This is a genomic window from Rhodoferax sp. P1_F3 (assembly GCF_056405715.1).
Window position 1 is genome coordinate 23,205 of the sequence record NZ_JBFUBO010000012.1, and the last position, 23,433, is coordinate 46,637.

The 23,433-nt window shown below is 60.4% G+C and carries 24 protein-coding genes and 1 tRNA gene; 17 read left to right on the forward strand and 8 right to left on the reverse strand.

Going from position 1 to position 23,433, the window contains the following annotated elements; all coding sequences use genetic code 11:
- Positions 1-60 precede the first annotated feature (60 nt).
- The 7 genes from AC1DZ5_RS17780 to AC1DZ5_RS17810 form a co-directional block, all read right to left on the reverse strand.
- The gene (locus tag AC1DZ5_RS17780; RefSeq protein ID WP_477891467.1) at positions 61-1,275 is read right to left on the reverse strand and encodes an MFS transporter; all 1,215 of its coding nucleotides are present in this window, start codon (positions 1,273-1,275) and stop codon (positions 61-63) included.
- 245 nt (positions 1,276-1,520) lie between these two features.
- Positions 1,521-2,360, reverse strand: coding sequence for an ABC transporter ATP-binding protein (locus AC1DZ5_RS17785; protein WP_477891469.1), 840 nt, complete (start codon positions 2,358-2,360; stop codon positions 1,521-1,523).
- Complete coding sequence (gene ntrB, locus AC1DZ5_RS17790) at positions 2,357-3,298, reverse strand: nitrate ABC transporter permease (RefSeq protein WP_477891471.1); 942 nt, start codon at positions 3,296-3,298, stop codon at positions 2,357-2,359. Before ntrB ends, AC1DZ5_RS17785 begins: the two co-directional genes overlap by 4 nt.
- Before the next feature lie 29 nt (positions 3,299-3,327).
- Complete coding sequence (locus tag AC1DZ5_RS17795; RefSeq protein WP_477891473.1) at positions 3,328-4,572, reverse strand: CmpA/NrtA family ABC transporter substrate-binding protein; 1,245 nt, start codon at positions 4,570-4,572, stop codon at positions 3,328-3,330.
- Between the two features lie 470 nt (positions 4,573-5,042).
- Positions 5,043-5,492 carry a hypothetical protein gene (locus AC1DZ5_RS17800; RefSeq protein WP_310344192.1) on the reverse strand — a complete coding sequence of 150 codons (450 nt, stop codon included), beginning with the start codon at positions 5,490-5,492 and terminating at the stop codon, positions 5,043-5,045.
- Between the two features lie 66 nt (positions 5,493-5,558).
- Entirely contained in the window at positions 5,559-6,206 is a 648-nt protein-coding gene (locus tag AC1DZ5_RS17805; RefSeq protein WP_477891476.1) for an ANTAR domain-containing response regulator, read from the reverse strand.
- Positions 6,207-6,213: 7 nt separating this feature from the next.
- On the reverse strand, positions 6,214-6,975 hold the full coding sequence (locus AC1DZ5_RS17810) for a GNAT family N-acetyltransferase (protein ID WP_477891478.1): 762 nt from the start codon (positions 6,973-6,975) through the stop codon (positions 6,214-6,216).
- 70 nt (positions 6,976-7,045) lie between these two features.
- On the opposite strand from AC1DZ5_RS17810, the gene tsaD reads away from it, so the two are divergent.
- Positions 7,046-8,101 carry a tRNA (adenosine(37)-N6)-threonylcarbamoyltransferase complex transferase subunit TsaD gene (gene tsaD, locus AC1DZ5_RS17815; protein WP_477891480.1) on the forward strand — a complete coding sequence of 352 codons (1,056 nt, stop codon included), beginning with the start codon at positions 7,046-7,048 and terminating at the stop codon, positions 8,099-8,101.
- A 3-nt stretch (positions 8,102-8,104) separates the two neighbouring features.
- Here tsaD and AC1DZ5_RS17820 read toward each other — a convergent pair whose 3' ends face one another.
- Positions 8,105-8,494: an Hsp20/alpha crystallin family protein gene (locus tag AC1DZ5_RS17820; protein ID WP_477891482.1), complete on the reverse strand. Its 390-nt coding sequence runs from the start codon at positions 8,492-8,494 to the stop codon at positions 8,105-8,107.
- A 95-nt stretch (positions 8,495-8,589) separates the two neighbouring features.
- Here AC1DZ5_RS17820 and AC1DZ5_RS17825 point away from each other — a divergent pair, with 95 nt between their 5' ends.
- From AC1DZ5_RS17825 to nuoI, 16 genes are all read left to right on the forward strand, one after another.
- Positions 8,590-9,903 (forward strand): branched-chain amino acid ABC transporter substrate-binding protein, encoded by a 1,314-nt coding sequence (locus tag AC1DZ5_RS17825; protein WP_477891484.1) that lies wholly within the window; start codon positions 8,590-8,592, stop codon positions 9,901-9,903.
- A gap of 130 nt (positions 9,904-10,033) precedes the next feature.
- Positions 10,034-10,300 (forward strand): 30S ribosomal protein S15, encoded by a 267-nt coding sequence (gene rpsO / locus AC1DZ5_RS17830; protein WP_477891486.1) that lies wholly within the window; start codon positions 10,034-10,036, stop codon positions 10,298-10,300.
- 220 nt (positions 10,301-10,520) lie between these two features.
- Positions 10,521-12,638, forward strand: coding sequence for a polyribonucleotide nucleotidyltransferase (gene pnp / locus AC1DZ5_RS17835; protein WP_477891488.1), 2,118 nt, complete (start codon positions 10,521-10,523; stop codon positions 12,636-12,638).
- A gap of 66 nt (positions 12,639-12,704) precedes the next feature.
- Entirely contained in the window at positions 12,705-13,700 is a 996-nt protein-coding gene (locus AC1DZ5_RS17840; RefSeq protein ID WP_477891490.1) for an NAD(P)H-quinone oxidoreductase, read from the forward strand.
- Positions 13,697-14,440 carry a triose-phosphate isomerase gene (tpiA, locus tag AC1DZ5_RS17845; protein ID WP_477891492.1) on the forward strand — a complete coding sequence of 248 codons (744 nt, stop codon included), beginning with the start codon at positions 13,697-13,699 and terminating at the stop codon, positions 14,438-14,440. The genes AC1DZ5_RS17840 and tpiA overlap by 4 nt, the downstream gene beginning before the upstream one ends.
- Before the next feature lie 34 nt (positions 14,441-14,474).
- Positions 14,475-14,837, forward strand: coding sequence for a preprotein translocase subunit SecG (gene secG / locus AC1DZ5_RS17850; protein ID WP_310344209.1), 363 nt, complete (start codon positions 14,475-14,477; stop codon positions 14,835-14,837).
- Between the two features lie 117 nt (positions 14,838-14,954).
- A tRNA-Leu gene (locus AC1DZ5_RS17855) sits at positions 14,955-15,039 on the forward strand.
- A gap of 63 nt (positions 15,040-15,102) precedes the next feature.
- The gene (locus AC1DZ5_RS17860; RefSeq protein WP_310344383.1) at positions 15,103-15,462 is read left to right on the forward strand and encodes an NADH-quinone oxidoreductase subunit A; all 360 of its coding nucleotides are present in this window, start codon (positions 15,103-15,105) and stop codon (positions 15,460-15,462) included.
- 3 nt (positions 15,463-15,465) lie between these two features.
- Positions 15,466-15,945, forward strand: coding sequence for a NuoB/complex I 20 kDa subunit family protein (locus AC1DZ5_RS17865; protein ID WP_094478019.1), 480 nt, complete (start codon positions 15,466-15,468; stop codon positions 15,943-15,945).
- Positions 15,946-15,953: 8 nt separating this feature from the next.
- The gene (locus tag AC1DZ5_RS17870) at positions 15,954-16,562 is read left to right on the forward strand and encodes an NADH-quinone oxidoreductase subunit C (RefSeq protein WP_477891495.1); all 609 of its coding nucleotides are present in this window, start codon (positions 15,954-15,956) and stop codon (positions 16,560-16,562) included.
- A 12-nt stretch (positions 16,563-16,574) separates the two neighbouring features.
- A complete protein-coding gene (locus tag AC1DZ5_RS17875; RefSeq protein ID WP_477891497.1) occupies positions 16,575-17,828 on the forward strand; it encodes an NADH-quinone oxidoreductase subunit D in 1,254 nt (417 codons plus the stop codon).
- Complete coding sequence (gene nuoE / locus AC1DZ5_RS17880; protein ID WP_477891499.1) at positions 17,825-18,313, forward strand: NADH-quinone oxidoreductase subunit NuoE; 489 nt, start codon at positions 17,825-17,827, stop codon at positions 18,311-18,313. The genes AC1DZ5_RS17875 and nuoE overlap by 4 nt, the downstream gene beginning before the upstream one ends.
- Positions 18,313-19,665, forward strand: a complete 1,353-nt coding sequence (nuoF, locus tag AC1DZ5_RS17885; protein WP_477891501.1) for an NADH-quinone oxidoreductase subunit NuoF — start codon at positions 18,313-18,315, stop codon at positions 19,663-19,665. Before nuoE ends, nuoF begins: the two co-directional genes overlap by 1 nt.
- Positions 19,666-19,677: 12 nt before the next feature.
- On the forward strand, positions 19,678-21,816 hold the full coding sequence (nuoG, locus tag AC1DZ5_RS17890) for an NADH-quinone oxidoreductase subunit NuoG (RefSeq protein ID WP_477891503.1): 2,139 nt from the start codon (positions 19,678-19,680) through the stop codon (positions 21,814-21,816).
- The gene (nuoH, locus tag AC1DZ5_RS17895; protein ID WP_477891505.1) at positions 21,813-22,889 is read left to right on the forward strand and encodes an NADH-quinone oxidoreductase subunit NuoH; all 1,077 of its coding nucleotides are present in this window, start codon (positions 21,813-21,815) and stop codon (positions 22,887-22,889) included. Before nuoG ends, nuoH begins: the two co-directional genes overlap by 4 nt.
- Positions 22,890-22,900: 11 nt before the next feature.
- Positions 22,901-23,425: an NADH-quinone oxidoreductase subunit NuoI gene (gene nuoI, locus AC1DZ5_RS17900; RefSeq protein WP_477891507.1), complete on the forward strand. Its 525-nt coding sequence runs from the start codon at positions 22,901-22,903 to the stop codon at positions 23,423-23,425.
- Positions 23,426-23,433: the final 8 nt, after the last annotated feature.

Genomic DNA, 23,433 nt, shown 5'->3' on the forward strand with positions numbered 1-23,433 from the left:
GTGAGCCTGCACTGAAAGTGAGGCACGAACGCTTCGCGTTCTACCCTCGCTGCGCGAGGCTCATGCGCTACGCGCACGACCTCCCTTTTCGGCCCAAGTGCGGGTCCAGCGGACTTGCATCTTGCGCATGACGCCCAGCATCAGAAGGGAAAACACGGCCAGCACCACAAAGCCGGGCAGGAAGCTGCCCAAGTGCTGTTTGGACTGCCCCATCAGGGCCGGGATGGTGCCTCCACCCAGTGCACCGATTTCACCGATCATGGAGCCGGCCACCGCTGTGGAGGTGGGCCAGCGCAGCGGCACTAGCTGGAACAGCGCGCCGTTACCAGCGCCCAGGGCTGCAAAGCACAGGATCAGCAGAAGCGTGGTCATGACCAACGAGCCCGAGGACAGCCCCACACCGACCAGCGCCAGTGCGACGGCCACCAGCACTACGGTCAGTGTGTTGACCCCCCCCCAGTGGTCGGAAATCCAGCCCCCTGCGACACGCACCACGGCTCCCATCAGCGCGGCCAGCATCGTGAGCTGCCCGGCCTGCACTTTGCTCACGCCGAACTGGTCGTAGTAATAAGTGGGCAGGAACGTGGCGATGCCGATGAAGCCGCCAAAGGTCACCACGTAGATCAGGCTAAAGACCCAGCCATCCTTCTCCAGCAGGCAGGCCAGATGTTCGCGCATGGAGGCATGCTCATCACGGTCCGGCGGCTCCTTGGCCATCAGCAACACGACGACCATGGGGAGCAGCGAAGCGAGGGCGGCAAAGCCGTACACCGTCTGCCAGCCGTAGGCCTGGGCCAGGGGTGGTGCCAGCAGCGCGGCCAGCGCGGTACCCGCATTGCCCGCGCCCACCAAGCCCATGGCCAAGCCCTTGTACTTGGGCGGATACCAGCCCGAGCCCAGCGACATGGCCACGCCGAAGCTGGCGCCCGCTACGCCCAGTAACAGTGCCATCTTCAGCAGGTCGTCATAGGAGTGCACGAAGAAGTAGCCGAAACACATGGTGCAGAAAATCAGGCCTAGCTCGACAAGCGTTGCGGTCTTGCGCCCCACGTATTGCGCGAGCAACCCCAAGGGAAAGCGCATGATGGCGCCAGCCACGATGGGGATAGACAGCAGAAAGCCCTTCTGGGCGGCGCTGAGCTGAAACTGTTCGCTGATGAAGGGCGCCATGGCGCCGTTCATCACCCAGATGACGAATGAGAACGTCAGGTAAAAAAATGCAGCGAACAATGTAGGGGTATGTCCGCTTTTTAAAAATTGACGAAATCCGGCCATGAATGGGCTCCGTAGAGAAGAGGGGCTGTGGGAGGGGGGGACGTGCGGAAATCGCTGGAGCCGCTAGGGCTTCAGACACCAAGTGCGCGCCTACCCTGACGGTAGGCGATCAACCGCAACACTGCTAGACCTTCGTTGGTCGTAATTTGTTCAAGCAGGATCTGTGCCTGTTTTGAGTGCGGTTCATGCACAAAAAAAGGGCGCCGTGGAGGGCGCCCTTTTGTGTGTGTGGCCGGAAGCTGCGGTTAGGCCGCCTTCTCCACGTGGGCCTGGCGTGTATACAAAAAGTCGATCACGGCCTTGCGGTACTGCAGGTACTGCGGGCTGTCGGCCAGCTCCACGCGGTTGCGTGGGCGGGGCAGGTCCACGCTGAGCACTTCGCCAATGGTGGCGGCCGGGCCGTTGGTCATCATCACGATCTTGTCCGACAGCAGCACGGCCTCGTCCACATCGTGCGTCACCATCACCACCGTGCTTTGGGTGCGGGCCACGATCTCCAGCAGCTCGTCCTGCAGCTTGGCGCGGGTCAGCGCGTCCAGCGCACCAAAGGGTTCGTCCATCAGTAGCACTTTGGGTTCCATGGCCAGTGCGCGGGCAATGCCCACGCGCTGTTTCATGCCGCCGCTGATCTCGCCAGGGCGCTTTTGCGCCGCAGCGGTCAGGCCCACCAGAGCCAGTGCGGCATCGGTACGCGCCTTCAGTTGCGCTTTGTTTTCAGAGGCAGCGCCAGTGCTCTTGGCACCCGCACCAAACACGCGCTCCACGCCCAGGTAGACGTTCTCAAAGCAGGTGAGCCAGGGCAGCAGCGAATGGTTCTGGAACACCACTGCGCGCTCGGGGCCGGGGCCGTTGATCTCGCGGTTGGCGCAGATCAGCGAGCCCTCGGTGGGTGTGGTCAGGCCGGCAATCAGGTTCAGCAGCGTGGACTTGCCGCAGCCGCTGTGGCCGATCAGCGCAACAAACTCGCCCTTGGCCACGGTGAGGTTGATATCGCGCAGTGCGGGGAACAGGCCCTTCTTGGTCTTGAAGGTCTGGGCCACGCCCTGGATTTCGATGTACTTGGTGTTGGCGGACACAGTGCTCATGACTTCACCTCTTCGAATGTGAATGCGGTTGCGATCTTGATCAGGGCGTATTCCAGAATCAGCCCGACGATGCCGATCACGAAGATCGCGATGATGATGTTCTTGACGTTCAGGTTGTTCCACTCGTCCCAGACCCAGAAGCCAATGCCCACGCCACCGGTCAGCATCTCGGCCGCCACGATCACCAGCCAGGCCGTGCCCACTGCCAGGCGCACGCCGGTCAGCATGTAGGGCAGCACCGAGGGGAAGAGGATCTTGGTGACGATCTTCCACTCAGACAGGTTCAGCACGCGGGCCACGTTCATGTAGTCCTGCGGTACGCGCTGCACGCCCACCGCGGTGTTGATGATCATGGGCCAGATGGAACAGATGAAGATGGTCCAGATGGCGGCAGGGTTCGCACCCTTGAACACCAGCAGGCCAATCGGCAACCAGGCCAAGGGCGACACAGGGCGCAGCAAGCTGATCAGCGGGTTGAACATGCGGCTCAAAAACTCAAAGCGACCGATCATGAAACCCGCAGGAATGCCCACGGCCGCGGCCAGGCCAAAGCCCAGCGCCACGCGCTCCAAAGAGAACAGCACGTTCCAGCCCACACCCTGGTCGTTCGGCCCTTTGCGGTAGAACGGGTCGCTGAAGATGGTGATGGCCTGCTGCAGTGTTTCCCAGGGGCTGGGGATGCTGCTCTTGGTGCCAATGCTGACCAGCGCCCAGATGCCCACCAGCAGCGCCAGGCCCATCACGGGTGGCAGCACCATCAGTGCCAAGCCACGCCAGTCGTAGCCCGGCTTGGCAGCGGTGGGCGTTGCCGCCACAGCCGCAGGTTTAGTTGCTTTTTGCATGCTAGCCCCCGTGGATGCTGCGCTAGCAGCTTCCTTTTTGATAGCAGACCCTTCGGCCGACGTGGCCAAGGGGGAGTGGAAAACAGCGCTGACCATATGGATCTCCTATTCAGTCCCGCAAAAACTCAGGCTTTGACCTTGAAGCTGTCGGCGTATTTCTTGGGGTCCTTGCCGTCCCAGACCATGCCGTCCATGAGCTTGCTGGTGCGCATCACGTCCTTGGGCACCGGGGTCTTGCTGGCAGTGGCGGCCTGCTTGTAGATGTCGATCTGATTGATCTGCTTGGCCACAGCCAGGTAATCGGGGTGTTCTTTCAAAATACCCCAACGCTTGTGCTGTGTCAGGAACCACATGCCGTCCGACAGGTAGGGGAAGTTCACCGCACCGTCGTTGTAGAACTTCATGTAGTTGGGGTCATCCCAGGTCTTGCCCAGGCCGTTTTGGTAGCGGCCCAGAATGCGCTGGTTGATCGCGTCCACGCTGGTGTTCACATAGCTCTTGTCGGCAATGGTTTCGGCCATCTTGTTCTTGTTGGACAGGCTGGCGTCGATCCAGCGGCCGGCTTCCAGAATCGCGGCGGTCACGGCACGTGCAGTGTTGGGGTACTTCTTGACGAAATCGCCCGTGGTGCCCAGCACCTTTTCGGGGTGGTCCTTCCAGATGTCCTGCGTGGTGGTGGCGGTGATACCGATGCCGTCGATGATGGCGCGGTGTCCCCAGGGCTCGCCCACGCAGTAGCCGTCCATGTTGCCCACGCGCATGTTCGCGACCATCTGGGGCGGTGGCACGGTGATGACCTTGGCATCTGCCATGGGGTTGATGCCGTTGGCGGCCAGCCAGTAGTACAGCCACATGGCGTGCGTGCCGGTGGGGAAGGTTTGCGCAAACGTGTATTCGCGTTTGTCGGTCTGCATCAGCTTGGCCAGGCTGGGGCCGTCCACCGCGCCTTTGTCCGCCAGTTTTTTGGACAGGGTGATGGCCTGACCGTTGTTGTTCAGCGTGGCTAGCACGGCCATGTCTTTCTTGGGGCCGCCCACGCCCAGGTGCACGCCGTACACCAGGCCATACAGCACGTGGGCAAAGTCCAGCTCGCCGTTCACCAGTTTGTCGCGCACACCGGCCCAGCTGGCTTCCTTGCTGGGGATGATGGTGACGCCGTATTTCTTGTCGATGCCCAGCACCGAGGCCATCACCACGCTGGCGCAGTCGGTCAGCGGGATGAAGCCGATCTTGACCTCGGTTTTCTCCGGGGCGTCAGAGCCACCGGCGTACACCGCAGCGCGCAGCGCAGGGTTGATGCCCACCACGCCTACGGCCGCGGTTTGCAGAACAGCACGGCGGCTGAGTTTGGCTTTCAGAAGATCAGTCATGGCACACGCTCCAGAAGTGAAAAACACAAAACGAAAAACAAAAAAGGCGTCCGCACTGGGTTGACTGCGCAGTGCGCGAGTCAACCCGTGGGGACGCCTTTGTCCTGTTTGCCCTGCGCCCTACCCGCCGTTAGATGGGGTGCAGTGCATGACCGTTGCCGGTCTCGCACGGATTAATGCAATGTCTGTGCCAGGTTGCTCCTGCTATGGGGTGCTATTAATTCAGGAGCTGCTTGCGCAATGAATACGGGGGCTAGAGGCATGTTCTATTTAAAAATGCAGACGGTGCACTGGTTTTGTGCGCTGCACCAACGTCGGGAAAAGGCCCCAGTAGCAGGCGCTTGCCGGGAACTTGCCAGGTGTTTATGCCGTGGTTTGGGGCGCGTAGTCGCTGGGCGCCTGCTGTTTGCGCTGCTGCAAGGCTGGCCGGTGGCGCAGCCTGCGACCGTTGAGAGGGTTCGGCGGCGGGTTTAGTCGCGGATCTTGGCGCGGCGCTCAACGCCGTGGCGCTGCATCAGGATGTGGATCAGCAGCGCAGCGGCGGCGGAAGTCGCCAGAACTGGCGAGGAGGTGACCACGCGGGCCAGGCCGTCCAGCACATGCAAGCTGACCTGCTGCGCATAGTGGGTCAGGGCCACCACGTCCTGGGGTTCCACATTCTTCACGTCATCGGGCAGCACCTGCACATCGGGCCAGCCACCGCGAAAGCGGATCTTGGCAAAGATGCCGTCGGCCACCGCCACCAAGGACAGCACGCCCAGCGGCTTCATCAGCGTCAGGATGAGGTTGCTGCGCACGGCGGCCGGCGCAGTTTCGTAAATCTTGCCCACCAGCTGCGACACCATGCGCTCTTTTTCTGCAGCGGGCGCAGCGTCGTACACCTCGGCGGCCAGTTGTTCGATAGGGATTTCGGGTTGCATGGGGTACAGCTTAGTTCTGATTTGTGCCAATTGTGTGAACCACTCGTAACCAGTTGTTTGCCTGTGTCAGGACAGCAGGTCGGCCACGTCCAGCATGCGCTGGGCCACTTCCACAATCTTCAGGTTTTTGTCCATCGCGGTCTTGCGCAGCTTGGCGTAGGCGGCTTCTTCGCTGAGCTGCTGGCGCTGCATCAGCATGGCCTTGGCGCGGTCAATCACTTTGCGGTCCTGCAGCACGGCGGACAGCTCGTTGAGTTCGGTGCGCGTGGCGGCCAGCTCCTGGCGCAGGGCCTGCTCGTGCTGAAAACGGGCCATGGCCACGTCCAGAATGGGGCGGATGCGCTCGGTCTGCAAGCCCGCCACGATGTAGGCCGACACACCGGCGGCCACGGCTGCGCGCGCATTACCACTGTCGTTGTCGTTGGTGAACATGACGATGGGGCGGCGCTCGTCGCGCGTGGCCATCACCACATGCTCCAGCGCGTCGCGCGCGTCGCTCTCGGCGTCCACAATGATCATGTCGGGCTGCAGCTGTGCCAGACGTTCGGTCAGGTACACATCGGCTGGCAACGACGCCACCAGGTTAAAGCCACTTTCCAGCAGGCCAATGCGCAGGCTGCGCGAGCGCTCGGCCTGGCTGAACATGTGCGCATCCTGCGGGTCATCGACCAGCAGGTCAGAGTTGATCACGACGATGCGAAGCGGCTCGGTCATAGGCACATCATGGCACGCAAAATTCACGCCAGTAGTGATAACGCCAGGCGGTAACAAAGCCCGCGCGCTGGTACAGGGCCAGGGCGGCGGTGTTTTCTGCCTCCACCTGCAAAAACGTTTCCGTCAGGCCACGCCGCAGGGCCTCTTGGGCCAGGCAGGCCATCAGTTGTGCGGCCAAGCCCCGGTCGCGTGCGTCCACCACGGTGCGCAGCCCGTGCAGGCTGGCCCAGCCCTGGCTGTAGACCGCGGTGCCCGCGCACAGCGGTTGGCCGTCTTGCACCAGACTGGCGTACACGCCTTGCTGGCCGCGGCTCAGCGCCTGCAGGCGGTGCTGGCCATCTACTGGGTCAAAGCCCGGCGCGGTGTACACCGCGGCCCAATGCTTGGTCGGTGTGGGGGACCAGGTGGCGGCGGTGCCGGTGCTCAGGCCCGCTACGGTGGCCGTGGGCGCCACCTGCACCAGCGTGGCCTGCGTAGGCGCAAAGCCCAGACGGCGCAGTTCGGCCTGCACATCGGCCAGACCCGCCACATCGGCCAGGCGAAAAATCGGTTTCAGGCCGCGCTGGGCGTAGCGCGCGCAGATGTCTGGCAGGGCAGCAGGGCTCAGACTGTGGTGGCGCAGCGGCACAGCGCTTTTGGCGCGCCCGATGGTGGAGGTGTCATACGACAGCAGCCAGCCGTCCAGGGTTTCGTAGTGGGGTGGAGCCACGGCGTCGCGGGTGGAGGTTTCCAGTCGGGCAACGGCGTCATCGGTCAAAGGCAGGTCCATAACGCCATTGTGCCGGGTGCGACCACGCAGGCCCCATCCTCTAAACTCGGCGGCTCTGAAGGAAACAAGCATGCTGGTGTTGGGAATCGAGTCTTCGTGTGACGAAACAGGCGTGGCCATGGTGGAGTCGCACGGCACTGCCGTGCCCACGCTGCTGGCCCACGCGCTGCACAGCCAGATCGAGATGCACCAGGCCTATGGCGGTGTGGTGCCCGAGCTGGCCAGCCGCGACCATATTCGCCGCGTTCTGCCGCTCACCCAGCAGGTGCTGAATGACAGCGGCCACAGCTTGCAGGATGTAGACGTGGTGGCCTACACGCGCGGGCCCGGCTTGGCCGGTGCCTTGCTGGTGGGCGCGGGCGTGGCTTGCGCATTGGGCGCGGCGCTGGACAAACCGGTGCTGGGCGTGCATCACCTCGAAGGGCATTTGCTGTCCCCATTCCTGAGCGCAGATCCTCCCGAATTCCCCTTTGTGGCGCTGCTGGTGTCCGGTGGCCACACGCAGCTCATGCGCGTGGACGGCGTGGGCCGCTACGAGCTGTTGGGCGAAACGATTGATGATGCGGCGGGCGAGGCCTTTGACAAGTCCGCCAAGCTCATGGGCCTGGCCTACCCCGGTGGGCCGTTGCTGTCCAAGCTGGCGGAGGAGGGCAGCCCCACAGCCTACCAGCTGCCACGGCCACTGCTGCACAGCGGCAATCTGGACTTTTCATTTGCGGGTCTGAAGACTGCCGTGCTGGTGCAAAGCCAGCGCATGGTGGCTGCGGGTGCGGTGACCGTGTTCGACGCCTTGCCGCGCCAGCAGCAGGCCGACTTGGCGGCATCGACGCAGGCGGCGATTGTGGAAGTGCTGCTGAAAAAATCGATGGCTGCTATCAAGCAAACCGGCCTGAAGCGCCTGGTGGTGGCCGGTGGCGTGGGCGCCAACCGCAAGCTGCGTGAGCTGCTGAACGCCGAGTGCGCCAAACGCGGCGTGCGCGTGCACTACCCCGAGCTGCACCTGTGCACCGACAACGGCGCCATGATTGCCATGGCCGCGGCGATGCGCTTGCAAAGCGGTTTGCAGACTGCCAGCAAGGCTTACGCTTTCGACGTCAAGCCCCGCTGGCCGCTGCATACGCTCTAAGTTCTACTGAATGGTCAGTTCGGTGGCGTTGTTCACCGGCACCTTTTTAGCCAGCTTCAAGGTCAGCACACCGTTTTCCAGCTTGGCTTCGCTGAGTGCGCTGTCTACATCCTGCGGGAATTCGTAGGCTGCGCGGTAGCGGCGGGGCGCGTCTTCCTTGCTCTGGATGCGAACGACGGCACCGTCGATGGAAATGCTGAGCTGCTCCTTGGCGATGCCGGGCATGTCCAGCGTCAGGGTGAACGAGGTTTCGTCCTGCTTGTAGGCACCGGCGCTTTGGCGTGCAGTGAAGAGTGCGTCATCGAGAAAACGATCGACGGAACGGCCTGCATGTGCATACACCGGACGGCGCACGGCAGACTGGAAAGCGGAAGGTGCAGAGGCAAAAAACATGGTGTGGACTCCTAGTACACTGCGCGGCTCTCACAGCGAGCGCCGCATGTACCCAAGCTGAGCGCTTTCCCTCTCATTTCAAGAGAAATCTCCCCATGTTTATTCTTTCCCGCCAGGTCTTGAAATTGGGCGCAACAGCGCTATTTGCCTCCGTTTTGTCGGTCGCCAGCGTCATCGCCCAAACCCCCGCGGCTATCAAGATTGCCGTCATCGAAGGCTTTAGCGGCGCCAACGCCAACGGTGGTGAAGCCGCGTTTCGCAACTTTGTCTGGGCCGTAGAGCGTGTGAACGCACGCGGTGGTGTGAAGCTGCCCGCCAACGCTGGTGGCAACCAGATGCTGCAACTGGAGCGTTTTGACAGCAAGGGCCAGACCGAAGAGGCGCTGTCTGCGCTGCGCTCGGCCATCGATGGCGGTGCACGCATCATCCTGCAGGGCAATTCTTCGGGCGTGGCGGCCTCACTGATCGACGCCATCAACAAACACAACGAGCGTGACCCGGCGCGGCGCGTGCTGTTCCTTAACTACGCGGCCGTACTGCCCGATCTGACCAATGAGAAATGCAGCTTCTGGCACTTCCGCTTTGATGCGCACTCCGACATGCGCATGGCCGCGCTCATGGACGTGCTCAAGGACGACAAGGCTTTGAAGAGCGTCTACATCATTGGCCAGGACTACAGCTTCGGCCAGTCGGTGGCGCGCGAAGCCCGTCGCCAACTGGGCGTGCAGCGCCCCGACGTGCAGGTGGTGGGCGACGAGCTGCACCCCTTGGGCCGTGTGAAAGACTTTTTGCCCTACGCCACCAAGATCAAGGCCAGCGGTGCGGGCGCCGTAATCACGGGCAACTTTGGCAATGACCTGAGCCTGCTCATCAAAGCCGCCAAGGACGTGGGCTTTGACGGCAAGTTCTACACCTTCTATGGCAACGCCCTAGGCGCCCCGGCTGCGATTGGCGACGCGGGCATTGGCAAGGTGGTGGCCGTGGCCGACTGGCTGCCCAATGTGCAGACCGCGGCCAGCGAGGCGTTTTACAAGTCCTTTCGCGTGCGCTACCCCAAGCCCGAAGACGACTATGTGCATATGCGCATGCAGTTGTTGGTGGAAGCGCTGGCCCAGAGCCTGGAGGCCGCCGGCAAGCAGGGCGGGGCGGGTGCCAATGGTGCTATCGATATGGTAGCTGTCGCCGCACAGCTGGAAAGGGCTAACATCACTTTTAGTGGTCAAACCGGAACCATGCGCGCGGCCGATCACCAATTCCAGCAAACCCTGGTGGTGGGCATGATGGAACGCCAGGGTACGCCGGGCGTCAAATTTGACGTGGAAGGCTCGGGCTACGGATTTCGCGTAGTGAAAACCGTGCCCGCAGCGGCGGCCGAGCAGGCCACCAGCTGCAAGATGGTGCGTCCCTGATGCGACCGGGTTATAATCGAGCGGCTTTGCATTCGGCAGGGCGCACGCCAGTGGCAGTTCCAGCTGTTGGCGCAAGTTGTACAAACCGGGACGGCGCCTAGCGTGCAGTCCCAAAACATCAGGAAAACACATGATTGCATCTAGCATCAAAGCCGCTGTTGTCAAAGACAACGCACGTCAAGCTGGCGATACCGGCAGCCCCGAAGTCCAAGTGGCTTTGCTGACCGCCCGTATCAACGAACTGACCCCCCACTTCAAGACCCACGCCAAGGACCATCACGGTCGCCGCGGTCTGCTGCGCATGGTGAGCCGTCGCCGCAAGCTGCTGGACTACCTGAAGAGCAAAGACGCTGACCGCTACATTGCTTTGATCGCCAAGCTGGGTCTGCGTAAGTAATCGGTCCCACGAATGTGAAGCGCCTGAGTTAGGTCACTAGCTCAGGCGTTTTTTACTTCGGAGACGGCAAAAACAGAGCGAAGCTGTGTCATTCCAAAGCGATTCCGGTCTACGCCGGAGTTTTTCTGGAATGGCATCGTGGACTGTGATGTTGGCTCCGGGCTCGGGTGAGGTGGCCCAAACCTCCCAAACATGACCCCTAACTCACAGGAGATAAGACATGAGTATTTTCAACAAAGTTACCAAGACCTTCCAATGGGGCCAACACACGGTCACCATGGAAACCGGCGAAATTGCACGCCAGTCCACCGGCGCTGTGCTGCTGGACATGGACGGTACCGTGGTGCTGGCCACTGTGGTCGCCAAGACTGAAGGCAAGCCCGGCCAAGACTTCTTCCCCTTGACCGTGGACTACCTGGAAAAGTCCTACGCCGCTGGCAAGATCCCCGGCAGCTTCTTCAAGCGCGAAGGCCGCCCCAGCGAATTTGAAACGCTGACCAGCCGCCTGATTGACCGCCCCATCCGTCCTCTGTTCCCCGAAGGTTTCTTCAACGAAGTGCATGTGGTGATCCACACCGTGTCGTTGAACCCTGAAGTGGACGCCGACATTGCCGCCATGATCGCTGTCAGCGCCGCGCTGTCCGTGTCTGGCGTGCCGTTCAACGGCCCCATCGGTGCAGCCCGCGTGGGTTACATCAATGGCGAATACGTGTTGAACCCCGGCCAAACCCAGCGCAAAGACTCCATCATGGATCTGGTCGTTGCTGGTACCGAAGCCGCTGTGCTGATGGTCGAATCTGAAGCCCAGCAGCTGTCCGAAGAAATCATGCTTGGTGGCGTGGTTTATGGTCACGAACAAGGCGCCATTGCCATCAACGCGATCCACGAGTTGGTGCGCGAAGCCGGCAAGCCCGTGTGGGATTGGAAAGCCCCCGCCAAGGACGAAGCCCTGATCGCCAAGATCGACGGCCTGGCCAAGGACAAGCTGGTTGCTGCTTACCAAATCCGCAACAAGCAAGCCCGTACCCAAGCCTGCCGCTCTGCCTACGCTGAAGTCATGTCCGCCCTGAAGGCCGACGGCGCTGCATTCGACAACGTGGCTGTGGAAGGTCTGCTGTTCGACATCGAAGCCAAGATCGTACGCAGCCAGATTCTGGCCGGCGAACCCCGTATCGATGGCCGCGACACCCGCACCGTGCGCGCGATTGAAATCCGCAACGGCGTGCTGCCCCGCACCCACGGTTCCGCCCTGTTCACACGCGGCGAAACCCAGGCCCTGGTGGTTGCCACCCTGGGTACCGAGCGCGATGCCCAACGTATCGACGCGCTGAGCGGCGACTACGAAGACCGCTTCATGCTGCACTACAACATGCCTCCGTTCGCCACCGGCGAAACCGGTCGCGTGGGCACGCCCAAGCGCCGCGAAATCGGCCACGGCCGTCTGGCCAAGCGCGCACTCGTTGCCGTGCTGCCTACTAAAGAAGAGTTCCCCTACACCATGCGTGTGGTGTCGGAAATCACTGAATCCAATGGCTCTTCGTCGATGGCTTCCGTCTGCGGCGGCTGCCTGTCGCTGATGGACGCTGGCGTGCCTTTGAAGGCGCACGTGGCGGGTATCGCCATGGGCCTGATCAAGGACGACAACCGCTTCGCCGTGTTGACCGACATCCTGGGTGACGAAGATCACCTGGGCGATATGGACTTCAAGGTCGCTGGTACCACCAACGGTATTACCGCGCTGCAGATGGACATCAAGATCCAGGGCATCACCAAGGAAATCATGCAAGTTGCTTTGGCCCAGGCCAAAGAAGCGCGCATGCACATTCTGGGTGTGATGCAAGAGGCCATGGCCGAAGCCAAGACCGAAGTGTCCAACTTCGCGCCTCGCCTGTTCACGATGAAGATCAACCCCGAGAAGATCCGTGACGTGATCGGCAAGGGCGGCTCCGTGATCCGTGCGCTGACCGAAGAAACCGGCACGCAAATCAACATCGACGAAGACGGCACCATCACCATCGCGTCCGCCGATCCAGCCAAGGCTGAAGAAGCCAAGCGCCGCATCGAGCAGATCACGGCTGAAGTCGAAATCGGCAAGGTCTACGAAGGCCCGATCACCAAGATCCTGGACTTCGGTGCCTTGGTGAACCTGTTGCCTGGCAAGGACGGTCTGCTGCACATCAGCCAGATCGCCCACGAGCGCGTCGAAAAGGTTACGGACTACCTGTCCGAAGGCCAGATCGTCAAGGTCAAGGTCATGGAGACCGATGAAAAGGGCCGCATCAAGCTGTCCATGAAGGCACTGCTGGACCGTCCCGCCCAAAACGGCGAGCAAGGTTAATTCACCTTGCTATTGAATTGGTAGCTGCTCGCGCAATAAGCACGGGGGCTACCGGTTGATTTGGCTATGAAAGCTGTCGAAATCTCGTCCTTCGGTCCACCCGACGTTTTGCGTCTGGTGGACCGTCCTGCGCCTGTTGCGGGCGTGGGGGAGGTGTGCATTCGTGTAACAGCCAGCGGTATCAACCGGCCTGACGTGCTGCAGCGTGCCGGGCACTACCCGGCGCCCGCAGGCGCTTCCGACCTTCCGGGGCTGGAAGTGGCAGGCACCATCGTGTCGGGCGACGCCCAAGCCATGCAGGCTGCTGGCTTTCAGCTCGGTGACCGTGTCTGTGCGCTGGTGGCCGGTGGTGGTTATGCCGAGTTTTGCGTAGCGCCTGTAGGCCAGTGCCTGCCGGTGCCCGCAGGCTGGAGCGATGTGGAAGCGGCGAGCCTGCCCGAGACGTTGTTCACCGTGTGGAGCAATGTGTTCGACCGAGGCCGTCTGCAAGCCGGGGAAACCTTGCTAGTGCAGGGTGGGACCAGCGGTATTGGCGTCACCGCCATCCAGCTGGCCAAGGCCCTGGGTGCCACGGTGATTGCGACGGCGGGTAGCGACGAGAAGTGTGCGGCTTGCCTGGCACTGGGTGCCGACCATGCCATCAACTACAAAACCCAAGACTTCCAGGCGGAGGCCTTGCGCCTCACGCAGGGGCGTGGTGTGGATGTGGTGCTGGACATGGTGGCAGGCGGCTATGTGGCCAAGGAAGTGCAGTGTCTTGCAGACGATGGTCGACTGGTCATCATCGCGGTGCAGGGCGGTGTGCAGAGCGAGATCAACGCCGGGTTGGTGCTGCGCAAGCGGCTGACCATCACGGGTTCCACCTTGCGTGCGCGGCCCGTGGCATTCAAGGCGGCGATTGCGGCTTCGTGCTTGCGCGTGGTCTGGCCTTTGCTGGTTGCCGGGCGTATCAAGGCGGTGATTCACAGCGTGTTTGCCCCAGCCGATGGGGCGAAAGCCCATGCGCTGATGGAGAGCAACCAGCACGTTGGCAAAATTGTTTTGAAGTGGGATGCAGCATGAAAAAGAAATTGATTGCAGGCAACTGGAAGATGAACGGCTCCACGGTCGCCAACGCTGCGCTGGTGCAGCAGTTGCTGGCCGGAGTGGGCCAGGCGGCTTGCGACATTGCCGTGTGCGTGCCTGCGCCGTATTTGGCAGAGGTGGGTGCCTTGGTGAAGGGTTCGGCGATTGCCGTGGGCGCGCAAGATGTGTCGGCCTACGATGTCGGTGCCTATACGGGTGAGGTGTCTGCGGGCATGTTGCGAGACTTGGGCGTGCGCTATGCCATCGTGGGCCATTCCGAGCGCCGCCAGTGCCATGGCGAGACCGATGCTGTCGTGGCCAACAAAGCCCAAAAGGCCTTGGCCGCTGGCATCACGCCCATCGTGTGTGTGGGCGAGACGCTGCAGGAGCGCGAAGCTGGGTTGACCGAAGAGGTGGTCAAACGCCAACTGGCTGCTGTGATCCACACCAACGGCCATTGCATTAGCGAGATCGTGGTGGCGTATGAGCCTGTGTGGGCCATTGGTACCGGCAAAACAGCCAGTCCCGAGCAGGCGCAGCAGGTGCATGCGGTGTTGCGTGCCCAGTTGCATGCCGCCACGGAACATTCGGACCGCGTGCAGATTCTGTACGGCGGCAGCATGAATGCAGCCAACGCCGCCCAGTTGTTGGGTCAGGCAGACATTGACGGTGGGCTGGTAGGTGGTGCCTCGTTGAAGGCGCCGGACTTCCTGTCCATCATCGCCGCAGCGGTTTGACGCTGCGCAGATTTTTTAAATTGAGGAGTTAGTTATGAACATCGTAGTCACGATTATTTTGACGGTTCAAATGTTGTCGGCCCTGGGCATGATCGGCCTGATTTTGGTGCAACACGGCAAGGGCGCTGACATGGGCGCGGCATTTGGCAGCGGCGGTTCGGGCAGCCTGTTCGGCGCCAGTGGCAGTGCCAACTTCCTGTCGCGCACCACCGCAGTGCTGGCCACCGTGTTTTTCGTTTGCACCTTGGCGCTGGCCTATTTCGGCAATCTGCGTCCTGCCAGCTCGGGTTCCGTGCTCGAAGGCGCAGCCGTCGTTGCGCCTGCAGCAGCGCCCGCTGCCGCTGAATCTGCACCTGCTGCACCCGCCTCTGGCGCCGCGCAGATTCCAGCCAAGTAAATGGCTGTTTAAATGCCTTGTCCCTGCCAGTGGCAGGGTAAATTCAGGGTAAACTCTAGGGCTGGTGAATAAGCAAATGCCGCAAGGTTCCTCACGCAAATTCACCAACTGAGAGCCGCCTTCGTGGTGAAATTGGTAGACACGCTATCTTGAGGTGGTAGTGGCGAAAGCTGTGCGAGTTCGAGTCTCGCCGAAGGCACCAGCAAAAATCAGCGCGTTCAGATGTATTCTTGGGCGCGCCAATCACGGTGATCAGAATCTCAAGATGAACCTCGATCAATATCTCCCCGTTCTCCTGTTCATCTTGGTCGGTATTGGCGTCGGTGTAGTCCCCCAGGTGCTGGGCTACATTCTCGGCCCCAACCGCCCCGACCCCGCGAAGAACTCCCCTTACGAATGTGGCTTCGAGGCATTTGAAGATGCCCGCATGAAGTTCGACGTGCGCTACTACCTGGTAGCCATCCTGTTCATTTTGTTTGACTTGGAAACCGCTTTCCTATTCCCGTGGGCTGTGTCTCTCAAAGAGATTGGCTTCTTCGGGTTTTTGATTGGCGCGGAGTTTGTGGCCGTTTTGACCATTGGCTTCGTGTACATGTGGAAAAAAGGCGCCTTGGACTGGGAGTAAGCAATGATTGAAGGTGTTTTGAAAGAGGGTTTTGTCACCACGAGCTACGACTCGGTGATGAACTGGGCCAAAACCGGCTCCATCTGGCCCATGACCTTCGGCCTGGCTTGCTGCGCCGTGGAAATGATGCACGCAGCGGCCGCCCGCTATGACCTGAGCCGCTTTGGCTCCGAAGTATTTCGTGCCAGCCCGCGCCAGTCCGATTTGATGATCGTGGCCGGCACCCTCTGCAACAAGATGGCACCCGCCTTGCGCAAGGTGTATGACCAGATGTCCGAGCCGCGCTGGGTTATCAGCATGGGTTCGTGTGCCAATGGTGGTGGCTATTACCACTACAGTTATTCGGTTGTACGTGGCTGTGACCGCATTGTGCCGGTCGATGTCTATGTGCCTGGCTGCCCCCCCACCGCCGAAGCGCTGGTGTACGGCATTTTGCAATTGCAGCAAAAGATTCGCCGCACTGAAACCATTGCGCGCGCCTGAGGAGCCCCATGACTGTTTATTCCGTTCGTCCTGAAACGATTCAGGCCGCTGTTCAGGCAGCGTTGGGTGACAAAGCCAAACATATTTCCATCGCGCTGGGTGAAGTCCAGGTGATCGTGTCTGCGGCCGATTACCAAGTAGCCGCGCTGGCCTTGCGCGATGCGCCTGGCTGCAAATTCGAGCAGCTGTTGGACCTATGCGGCGTGGACTACTCCGAGTACAAAGACGGCGCCTATGAGGGCCCACGCTATGCGGTCGTCAGTCATCTGCTGTCCGTGAGCCTGAACCAGCGCCTGCGTTTGAAGGTGTTTGCGCCTGACGACGACATGCCTGCGGTGGCATCCGTCAACGATATCTGGAACTCGGCTAATTGGTTCGAGCGCGAAGCTTTCGATTTGTTTGGCATCGTTTTTGAAGGCCACAACGACCTGCGCCGCATCCTGACCGACTACGGTTTCATCGGCCATCCTTTTCGCAAAGACTTTCCCACCACCGGGCATGTTGAAATGCGTTTCGATGCCGAGCAGGCCCGCGTGGTGTACCAGCCAGTGACGATCGAGACGCGCGAGATCACGCCCCGCATCATCCGGGAAGACAATTACGGAGGCCTGCAATAAGCAGTTGAATGCATGGCTGAAATCAAGAACTACACTCTGAACTTTGGACCGCAGCACCCTGCGGCACACGGCGTTTTGCGCCTGGTGCTGGAGCTGGACGGTGAGGTGATCCAGCGCGCTGATCCCCACATTGGCCTGCTGCACCGTGCCACTGAAAAGCTGGCCGAGACCAAGACCTATATCCAGGCGTTGCCCTACATGGACCGCCTGGACTATGTGTCCATGATGTGCAACGAGCACGCCTACTGCTTGGCCATTGAAAAGCTACTGGGCATTGAGGTGCCAGTGCGTGCGCAGTACATCCGTGTGATGTTTGCTGAAATCACCCGCCTGTTGAACCACCTGATGTGGCTGGGCTCGCATGGCAATGACTGCGGCAGTTCCACCATCCTGATTTACACCTTCCGCGAGCGCGAGGACCTGTTTGACATGTATGAGGCCGCCAGTGGCGCCCGCATGCACGCCGCCTACTTCCGTCCTGGTGGCGTGTACCGCGACTTGCCTGACACCATGCCCCAGTTCAAGGCGAGCAAAATTCGCAATGCCAAAGGTGTAGCCGAGCTGAACAAAAACCGCCGAGGGTCGTTACTGGACTTCATTGAGGACTTCACGCAGCGTTTCCCTGCCTGCTTGGCGGAATACCACACGCTGCTGACCGAAAACCGTATCTGGAAGCAGCGCACCGTGAACATCGGTGTGGTGACACCCGAACGCGCGCTGAACTTGGGCTTTACGGGCCCCATGCTGCGCGGTTCCGGCATTGCCTGGGACCTGCGCAAGAAGCAGCCCTATGAGGTGTACGACAAGCTGGACTTTGACATCCCCGTGGGCAAGACGGGCGACGTGTACGACCGCTACCTGGTGCGTATGGAAGAGATGAAGCAGTCCAACCACATCATCAAGCAGTGTGTGGACTGGCTCAAGGCCAACCCCGGCCCCGTGATCACGGACAACCACAAGGTGGCGCCGCCTTCACGTGAATCCATGAAAAGCAGCATGGAGGAGCTGATCCACCATTTCAAGCTGTTCACCGAAGGTTTCCGCGTGCCCGAAGGCGAGGCCTACGCCGCCGTGGAACACCCCAAGGGCGAGTTCGGTATCTACATCGTGAGTGATGGTGCCAACAAACCTTATCGGCTGAAGATCCGCCCACCGGGCTTTGCCCATCTGGCCGGTCTGAACGAAATGGCCAGCGGTCACATGATTGCGGATGCGGTGTCCATCATCGGCACCATGGACATTGTTTTTGGAGAGATTGACCGATGATCTCTGACGCTACCAAGGCGCGCTTCGACCGTGAAGTGGCCAAATACCCCGCCGATCAAAAGCAGTCTGCCGTGATGGCTTGCCTGTCCATCGTTCAGCAGGAGCTGGGCTTTGTGAGTGCGGAAAGTGAAAAAGTGATTGCGGCCCATTTGGGCATGGCACCCATGGCGGTGCACGAAGTCACGACTTTCTACAACATGTACAACCAGCGTCCGGTGGGCAAGTTCAAGCTGAACGTATGCACCAACCTGCCGTGCCAGTTGCGCGATGGCCAAAAGGCCTTGCACCACCTGGAGCACAAGCTCGGGATCCACATGGGCGAGACTACGGCCGACGGCATGTTCACTCTGCAGCAGAGCGAATGCTTGGGCGCTTGCGCTGATTCGCCCGTGATGCTGGTGAATGACCGCACCATGTGCAGCTTCATGAGCAACGACAAGCTGGACCAGTTGGTGGATGGCCTGCGCGCCACGGAGGGCAAGTGATGACCGTTGAGAACCTTCTCTCCCAGTTTCGCGCCACCGGCGTGCAAACCTGCTTCCACGATCGCCACATCAACCCCCAAATTTATGCAGGCCTGAACGGCAACAACTGGCGCCTGAAAGACTACGAAGCGCGCGGCGGCTACCAGGCCCTGCGCAAAATCCTGGGTAAAGATGGCGGTGAAGGCCTGACGCAAGACCAGGTGATTGCCACGGTCAAAGAATCTTCACTGCGTGGACGCGGCGGTGCTGGTTTTCCCACGGGATTGAAGTGGAGCTTTATGCCCCGCCAATTTCCGGGGCAGAAGTACTTGGTCTGCAACTCCGACGAGGGTGAGCCCGGTACCTGCAAGGACCGCGACATCCTGCAGTTCAACCCGCACATCGTAATCGAGGGCATGGCGATTGCGGCATATGCCATGGGCATCACGGTCGGCTACAACTACATCCACGGTGAAATCTTCTCGGCCTATGAGCGCTTTGAAGAAGCCTTGGAAGAAGCCCGCGCCGCAGGCCTGCTGGGCAACAACATCCAGGGCAGCAATTTCAGCTTCCAGTTGCATGCGGCCCACGGTTTTGGCGCCTATATCTGCGGTGAAGAGACCGCCTTGCTGGAGTCGCTGGAAGGCAAAAAAGGCCAGCCACGTTTCAAGCCACCGTTTCCGGCCAGTTTTGGCCTCTACGGCAAGCCCACCACGATCAACAACACCGAGACCTTTGCGGCGGTTCCATGGATCATCCGCAACGGTGGTCAGGCCTACCTGGAATGCGGCAAGCCCAACAACGGCGGCACCAAGATCTACTCCATCAGTGGAGATGTGGAGCGCCCCGGCAATTACGAAATCCCCATGGGCACGCCGTTTGCCAAGCTGCTGGAGTTGGCTGGTGGCGTCAAAGGTGGCAAGGCGCTAAAGGCCGTGATCCCCGGTGGATCTTCCTCGCCTGTGTTGCCCGCTTCCATCATGATGGAATGCACCATGGACTACGACTCGATTGCCAAGGCAGGCTCCATGCTGGGCTCGGGTGCGGTCATCGTGATGGATGAAACCCGTTGCATGGTTACGGCCTTGCAACGCTTGAGCTACTTTTACATGCACGAGTCCTGCGGCCAGTGCACGCCCTGTCGCGAAGGCACGGGTTGGCTCTCACGCATGGTGGACCGCATTGTGGACGGCCAAGGCCGTCCCAGCGATATGGCGCTGCTGGACAACGTGGCCGAGAACATCATGGGGCGCACGATTTGCGCCTTGGGCGACGCTGCGGCCATGCCGGTGCGCGCCATGATCAAACACTTCCGGCACGAATTTGAGTACCTCGTAGAGCACAAGACCAGCATGGTTGCGGCCCACGTTTAAGCAAAGCCCAAGATGATTGAAATCGAACTCGACGGCAAGAAGGTGGACATTGTTGAAGGCAGCATGATCATGCATGCCGCCGACAAAGCGGGCACCTACATTCCCCACTTCTGCTACCACAAGAAATTGAGCATTGCGGCGAACTGCCGCATGTGCCTCGTGGACGTGGAAAAGATGCCCAAACCCATGCCTGCCTGCGCCACGCCAGTGACCCAGGGCATGATCGTGCGTACCAAGAGCGACAAGGCCATCAAGGCCCAAAAGTCGGTCATGGAATTCCTGCTGATCAACCATCCTCTGGATTGCCCGATTTGCGACCAGGGTGGCGAATGCCAGTTGCAGGATTTGGCCGTGGGCTATGGCGGTTCCTCCTCGCGCTACGAAGAAGAAAAACGTGTGGTGTTCCACAAGGACGTGGGGCCGCTGATCTCTATGGAAGAGATGAGCCGTTGCATCCATTGCACACGCTGCGTGCGTTTCGGTCAGGAAGTGGCTGGTGTGATGGAGCTGGGCATGTCGCACCGCGGTGAACATGCCGAAATCGAAACCTTCATCGGTGACTCGGTGGACTCCGAGCTGTCGGGCAACATGATTGACATTTGCCCCGTGGGTGCCTTGACCAGCAAACCCTTCCGATACAGCGCCCGCACTTGGGAGTTGTCGCGCCGCAAGTCGGTCAGTCCACATGACTCCACAGGTTCCAACCTGATTGTTCAGGTCAAGAACCACAAGGTTCTGCGCGTGGTGCCGTTGGAAAATGAAGCGGTGAACGAATGCTGGATTGCCGACCGCGACCGTTTCTCTTACGAAGCGCTCAATAGCGACGAACGTTTGACCACACCCATGCTCAAGCAGGGCGGTGAGTGGAAGAGCGTGGACTGGCAAACCGCCCTGGAATACGTGGCCAATGGGTTGAAGCAAATCAAGGCTAACCACGGCGCTGCGTCGATCGGCGCCTTGGTCAGCCCCCATAGCACCCTGGAAGAACTGCATTTGGCCGGTGCCTTGGTGCGCGGCCTGGGTAGCGACAGCATCGACTACCGCTTGCGCAATGCCGAGTTTGTGGCCACCGAAGGTGTGCGCTACCTGGGTACCAGCATCGCTTCTTTGTCACAGCTGCAGCGAGTTCTGGTTGTAGGTTCCAACCTCCGTAAAGACCATCCCCTGTTCGCCCAGCGCATTCGCCAAGCTACCAAAGTCGGTGGTGTGGTCAGCGCCATCACTTCCAGCACCCCTGACTGGGCGTTGCCCGTGACGCACAGCGTGCAAGTGCCTGCGTCTGCCTGGGTGCAATCCCTGGCCGACATTGCCACCGCCGTAGCTGCAGAGAAGGGCGTTTCAGCGCCCGCTTCCGGAACCGCCAGTGTTCAGGCCAAGGCGATTGCCTTGTCGCTGATCTCGGGCGAGCGCAAGGCTATCTTGCTGGGCAATGCCGCCGCACACCACGCCAAAGCCAGCAGCCTGCTGAGTTTGGCCAACTGGATTGGTGAGCAAGTGGGTGCCACCGTGGGCTACCTGACGGAAGCCGCCAATACCGTGGGCGCCCAGATCGCTGGCGCCGTGCCGCAAGGCAATGGTGTGCACGCTGGCCAAATGCTGGCTGGCGGTCTGAAAGCCGCGTTGTTGCTCAACACCGAACCGGTCTACGACAGCGCCGCGGGTGCCGCCGCCGCGCAAGGTATTTCCAAGGCTGAGATGGTGGTCACGTTGAGCCCTTTCAAGGCCAATATGGCGTTCAGCGACGTGTTGTTGCCGATTGCACCGTTCACTGAAACTTCGGGTACGTTTGTGAATGCGGAAGGGCGCGTGCAGAGTTTTCATGCGGTGGTCAAGCCCTTGGGTGAGACACGTCCCGCCTGGAAGGTGCTGCGCGTGCTCGCCAACCTCATGGGCCTGTCCGGGTTTGACTTTGAATCGTCGCAAGACGTGCTGAAGAGCCTGCACTCTGACGCTGCAGCGGTGCCCGAGTTCGTGCCGGCCGCACGCTTGAGCAATGCCTACCGCGGTCCTGTCGATGTGTCTTCGCAGGGAGAAGACCCCGTGGTGGCGTCGATTTACCAGCTGGACGGTACCGTGCGTCGCGCGACATCTCTGCAGCTCACGGCCGATGCCCGGTCTGCGACCCCATCTGTGGAAGAGGTTTTGTCATGATCGACACGATTTACAACGCCGGCCTGGGCTTGCTGGCCGCAGCATGGTGGACCAGCGTGGCATGGCCCGTTCTGTGGGTGCTGATCAAGATTGTTGTGGTGTTGCTGCCGCTCATGGGGCTCGTGGCGTACCTGACCCTGTGGGAGCGCAAGTTTCTGGGCTGGATGCAGGTCCGTGTCGGTCCTAACCGCGTCGGGCCTTTGGGCCTCCTTCAACCAATTGCCGATGCGCTCAAGCTGCTGACCAAAGAGATCCTGACGCCAACAAACGCCAGCAAGGGTTTGTTTTTCATCGGCCCCATTTTGACGATCATGCCGGCACTCGCGGCTTGGGCGGTGGTGCCGTTTGGTCCGGATGCGGTGCTGGCAAATATCAATGCAGGTTTGCTGTTTCTGATGGCCATTACTTCCTTGGAAGTGTATGGGGTTGTCGTCGCTGGCTGGGCCTCCAACTCCAAGTATTCGTTCCTGGGTGCCATGCGTGCTTCGGCGCAGATGGTCAGCTATGAGATCTCCATGGGATTCTGCTTGGTGATCGTGCTGATGATTTCCGGCAGCATGAACATGACCGACATTGTGCTGGGCCAAGGCAAGGGCATGATGGCTGACAAGGGCTTGGGCATCCTCTCGTGGAACTGGTTGCCGCTGCTGCCTGTTTTCGTTGTCTATTTCATCTCGGGACTGGCCGAGACCAATCGTCACCCATTTGACGTGGTCGAAGGCGAAGCCGAAATCGTGGCCGGCCACATGGTCGAGTACTCTGGCATGTCGTTCGCGATGTTCTATCTCGCTGAATACGTCAACATGTGGCTGATCTCCATCCTCGCCACGGTGATGTTCCTCGGCGGCTGGTTGTCGCCACTGGCTGCGCTGGACTTCATACCCGGCTGGATCTGGTTGGGCCTCAAGACTTTCTCCGTGGTCAGCCTGTTTATCTGGGTTCGTGCCACGTTCCCTCGCTTCCGCTATGACCAGATCATGCGTCTGGGTTGGAAGGTGTTTATCCCGGTTACGCTGGTTTGGTTGCTGGTAGTAGGCGCTTGGATGCAAACGTCCTTCAACATCTGGCCCTGAAGGAACCACACATGACAACGACTGCTTTGACCCGTACACCTTCGCCCGCCTTCTCCTTGTGGGATTTCCTGTCCAGCTTTCTTTTGATCGAGCTGTTCAAGGGCTTGGCCTTGACAGGCCGCTATATGTTCCGACGCAAGATCACGGTGCAGTTTCCTGAGGAGAAGACACCGCTGTCTCCCCGCTTCCGCGGTCTTCACGCGCTGCGCCGTTATGAAAATGGTGAAGAACGCTGTATCGCCTGCAAGTTGTGTGAAGCGGTGTGCCCCGCCATGGCGATCACCATCGAGTCGGATGTGCGCAGCGATGGCTCGCGCCGCACGACTCGCTACGACATCGATCTCACCAAGTGCATCTTTTGTGGCTTTTGCGAAGAAAGCTGCCCTGTGGATTCGATCGTGGAAACGCATATTCTGGAATACCACGGCGAGAAGCGTGGTGATCTGTACTTCACCAAAGAGATGCTGCTGGCGGTGGGCGATCGTTACGAAACCGAAATTGCCGCTGCCAAACAGGCAGATGCCAAGTACCGCTGATCCGTCGC

What these genes read in the sequence shown, in the direction of transcription:
- AC1DZ5_RS17780 (WP_477891467.1), bottom strand. Translation starts at nt 1,275, where the DNA reads ATGGCCGGATTTCGTCAATTTTTAAAAAGCGGACATACCCCTACATTG.
- AC1DZ5_RS17785 (WP_477891469.1), bottom strand. Translation starts at nt 2,360, where the DNA reads ATGAGCACTGTGTCCGCCAACACCAAGTACATCGAAATCCAGGGCGTG.
- ntrB (WP_477891471.1), bottom strand. Translation starts at nt 3,298, where the DNA reads ATGGTCAGCGCTGTTTTCCACTCCCCCTTGGCCACGTCGGCCGAAGGG.
- AC1DZ5_RS17795 (WP_477891473.1), bottom strand. Translation starts at nt 4,572, where the DNA reads ATGACTGATCTTCTGAAAGCCAAACTCAGCCGCCGTGCTGTTCTGCAA.
- AC1DZ5_RS17800 (WP_310344192.1), bottom strand. Translation starts at nt 5,492, where the DNA reads ATGCAACCCGAAATCCCTATCGAACAACTGGCCGCCGAGGTGTACGAC.
- AC1DZ5_RS17805 (WP_477891476.1), bottom strand. Translation starts at nt 6,206, where the DNA reads ATGACCGAGCCGCTTCGCATCGTCGTGATCAACTCTGACCTGCTGGTC.
- AC1DZ5_RS17810 (WP_477891478.1), bottom strand. Translation starts at nt 6,975, where the DNA reads ATGGACCTGCCTTTGACCGATGACGCCGTTGCCCGACTGGAAACCTCC.
- tsaD (WP_477891480.1), top strand. Translation starts at nt 7,046, where the DNA reads ATGCTGGTGTTGGGAATCGAGTCTTCGTGTGACGAAACAGGCGTGGCC.
- AC1DZ5_RS17820 (WP_477891482.1), bottom strand. Translation starts at nt 8,494, where the DNA reads ATGTTTTTTGCCTCTGCACCTTCCGCTTTCCAGTCTGCCGTGCGCCGT.
- AC1DZ5_RS17825 (WP_477891484.1), top strand. Translation starts at nt 8,590, where the DNA reads ATGTTTATTCTTTCCCGCCAGGTCTTGAAATTGGGCGCAACAGCGCTA.
- rpsO (WP_477891486.1), top strand. Translation starts at nt 10,034, where the DNA reads ATGATTGCATCTAGCATCAAAGCCGCTGTTGTCAAAGACAACGCACGT.
- pnp (WP_477891488.1), top strand. Translation starts at nt 10,521, where the DNA reads ATGAGTATTTTCAACAAAGTTACCAAGACCTTCCAATGGGGCCAACAC.
- AC1DZ5_RS17840 (WP_477891490.1), top strand. Translation starts at nt 12,705, where the DNA reads ATGAAAGCTGTCGAAATCTCGTCCTTCGGTCCACCCGACGTTTTGCGT.
- tpiA (WP_477891492.1), top strand. Translation starts at nt 13,697, where the DNA reads ATGAAAAAGAAATTGATTGCAGGCAACTGGAAGATGAACGGCTCCACG.
- secG (WP_310344209.1), top strand. Translation starts at nt 14,475, where the DNA reads ATGAACATCGTAGTCACGATTATTTTGACGGTTCAAATGTTGTCGGCC.
- AC1DZ5_RS17860 (WP_310344383.1), top strand. Translation starts at nt 15,103, where the DNA reads ATGAACCTCGATCAATATCTCCCCGTTCTCCTGTTCATCTTGGTCGGT.
- AC1DZ5_RS17865 (WP_094478019.1), top strand. Translation starts at nt 15,466, where the DNA reads ATGATTGAAGGTGTTTTGAAAGAGGGTTTTGTCACCACGAGCTACGAC.
- AC1DZ5_RS17870 (WP_477891495.1), top strand. Translation starts at nt 15,954, where the DNA reads ATGACTGTTTATTCCGTTCGTCCTGAAACGATTCAGGCCGCTGTTCAG.
- AC1DZ5_RS17875 (WP_477891497.1), top strand. Translation starts at nt 16,575, where the DNA reads ATGGCTGAAATCAAGAACTACACTCTGAACTTTGGACCGCAGCACCCT.
- nuoE (WP_477891499.1), top strand. Translation starts at nt 17,825, where the DNA reads ATGATCTCTGACGCTACCAAGGCGCGCTTCGACCGTGAAGTGGCCAAA.
- nuoF (WP_477891501.1), top strand. Translation starts at nt 18,313, where the DNA reads ATGACCGTTGAGAACCTTCTCTCCCAGTTTCGCGCCACCGGCGTGCAA.
- nuoG (WP_477891503.1), top strand. Translation starts at nt 19,678, where the DNA reads ATGATTGAAATCGAACTCGACGGCAAGAAGGTGGACATTGTTGAAGGC.
- nuoH (WP_477891505.1), top strand. Translation starts at nt 21,813, where the DNA reads ATGATCGACACGATTTACAACGCCGGCCTGGGCTTGCTGGCCGCAGCA.
- nuoI (WP_477891507.1), top strand. Translation starts at nt 22,901, where the DNA reads ATGACAACGACTGCTTTGACCCGTACACCTTCGCCCGCCTTCTCCTTG.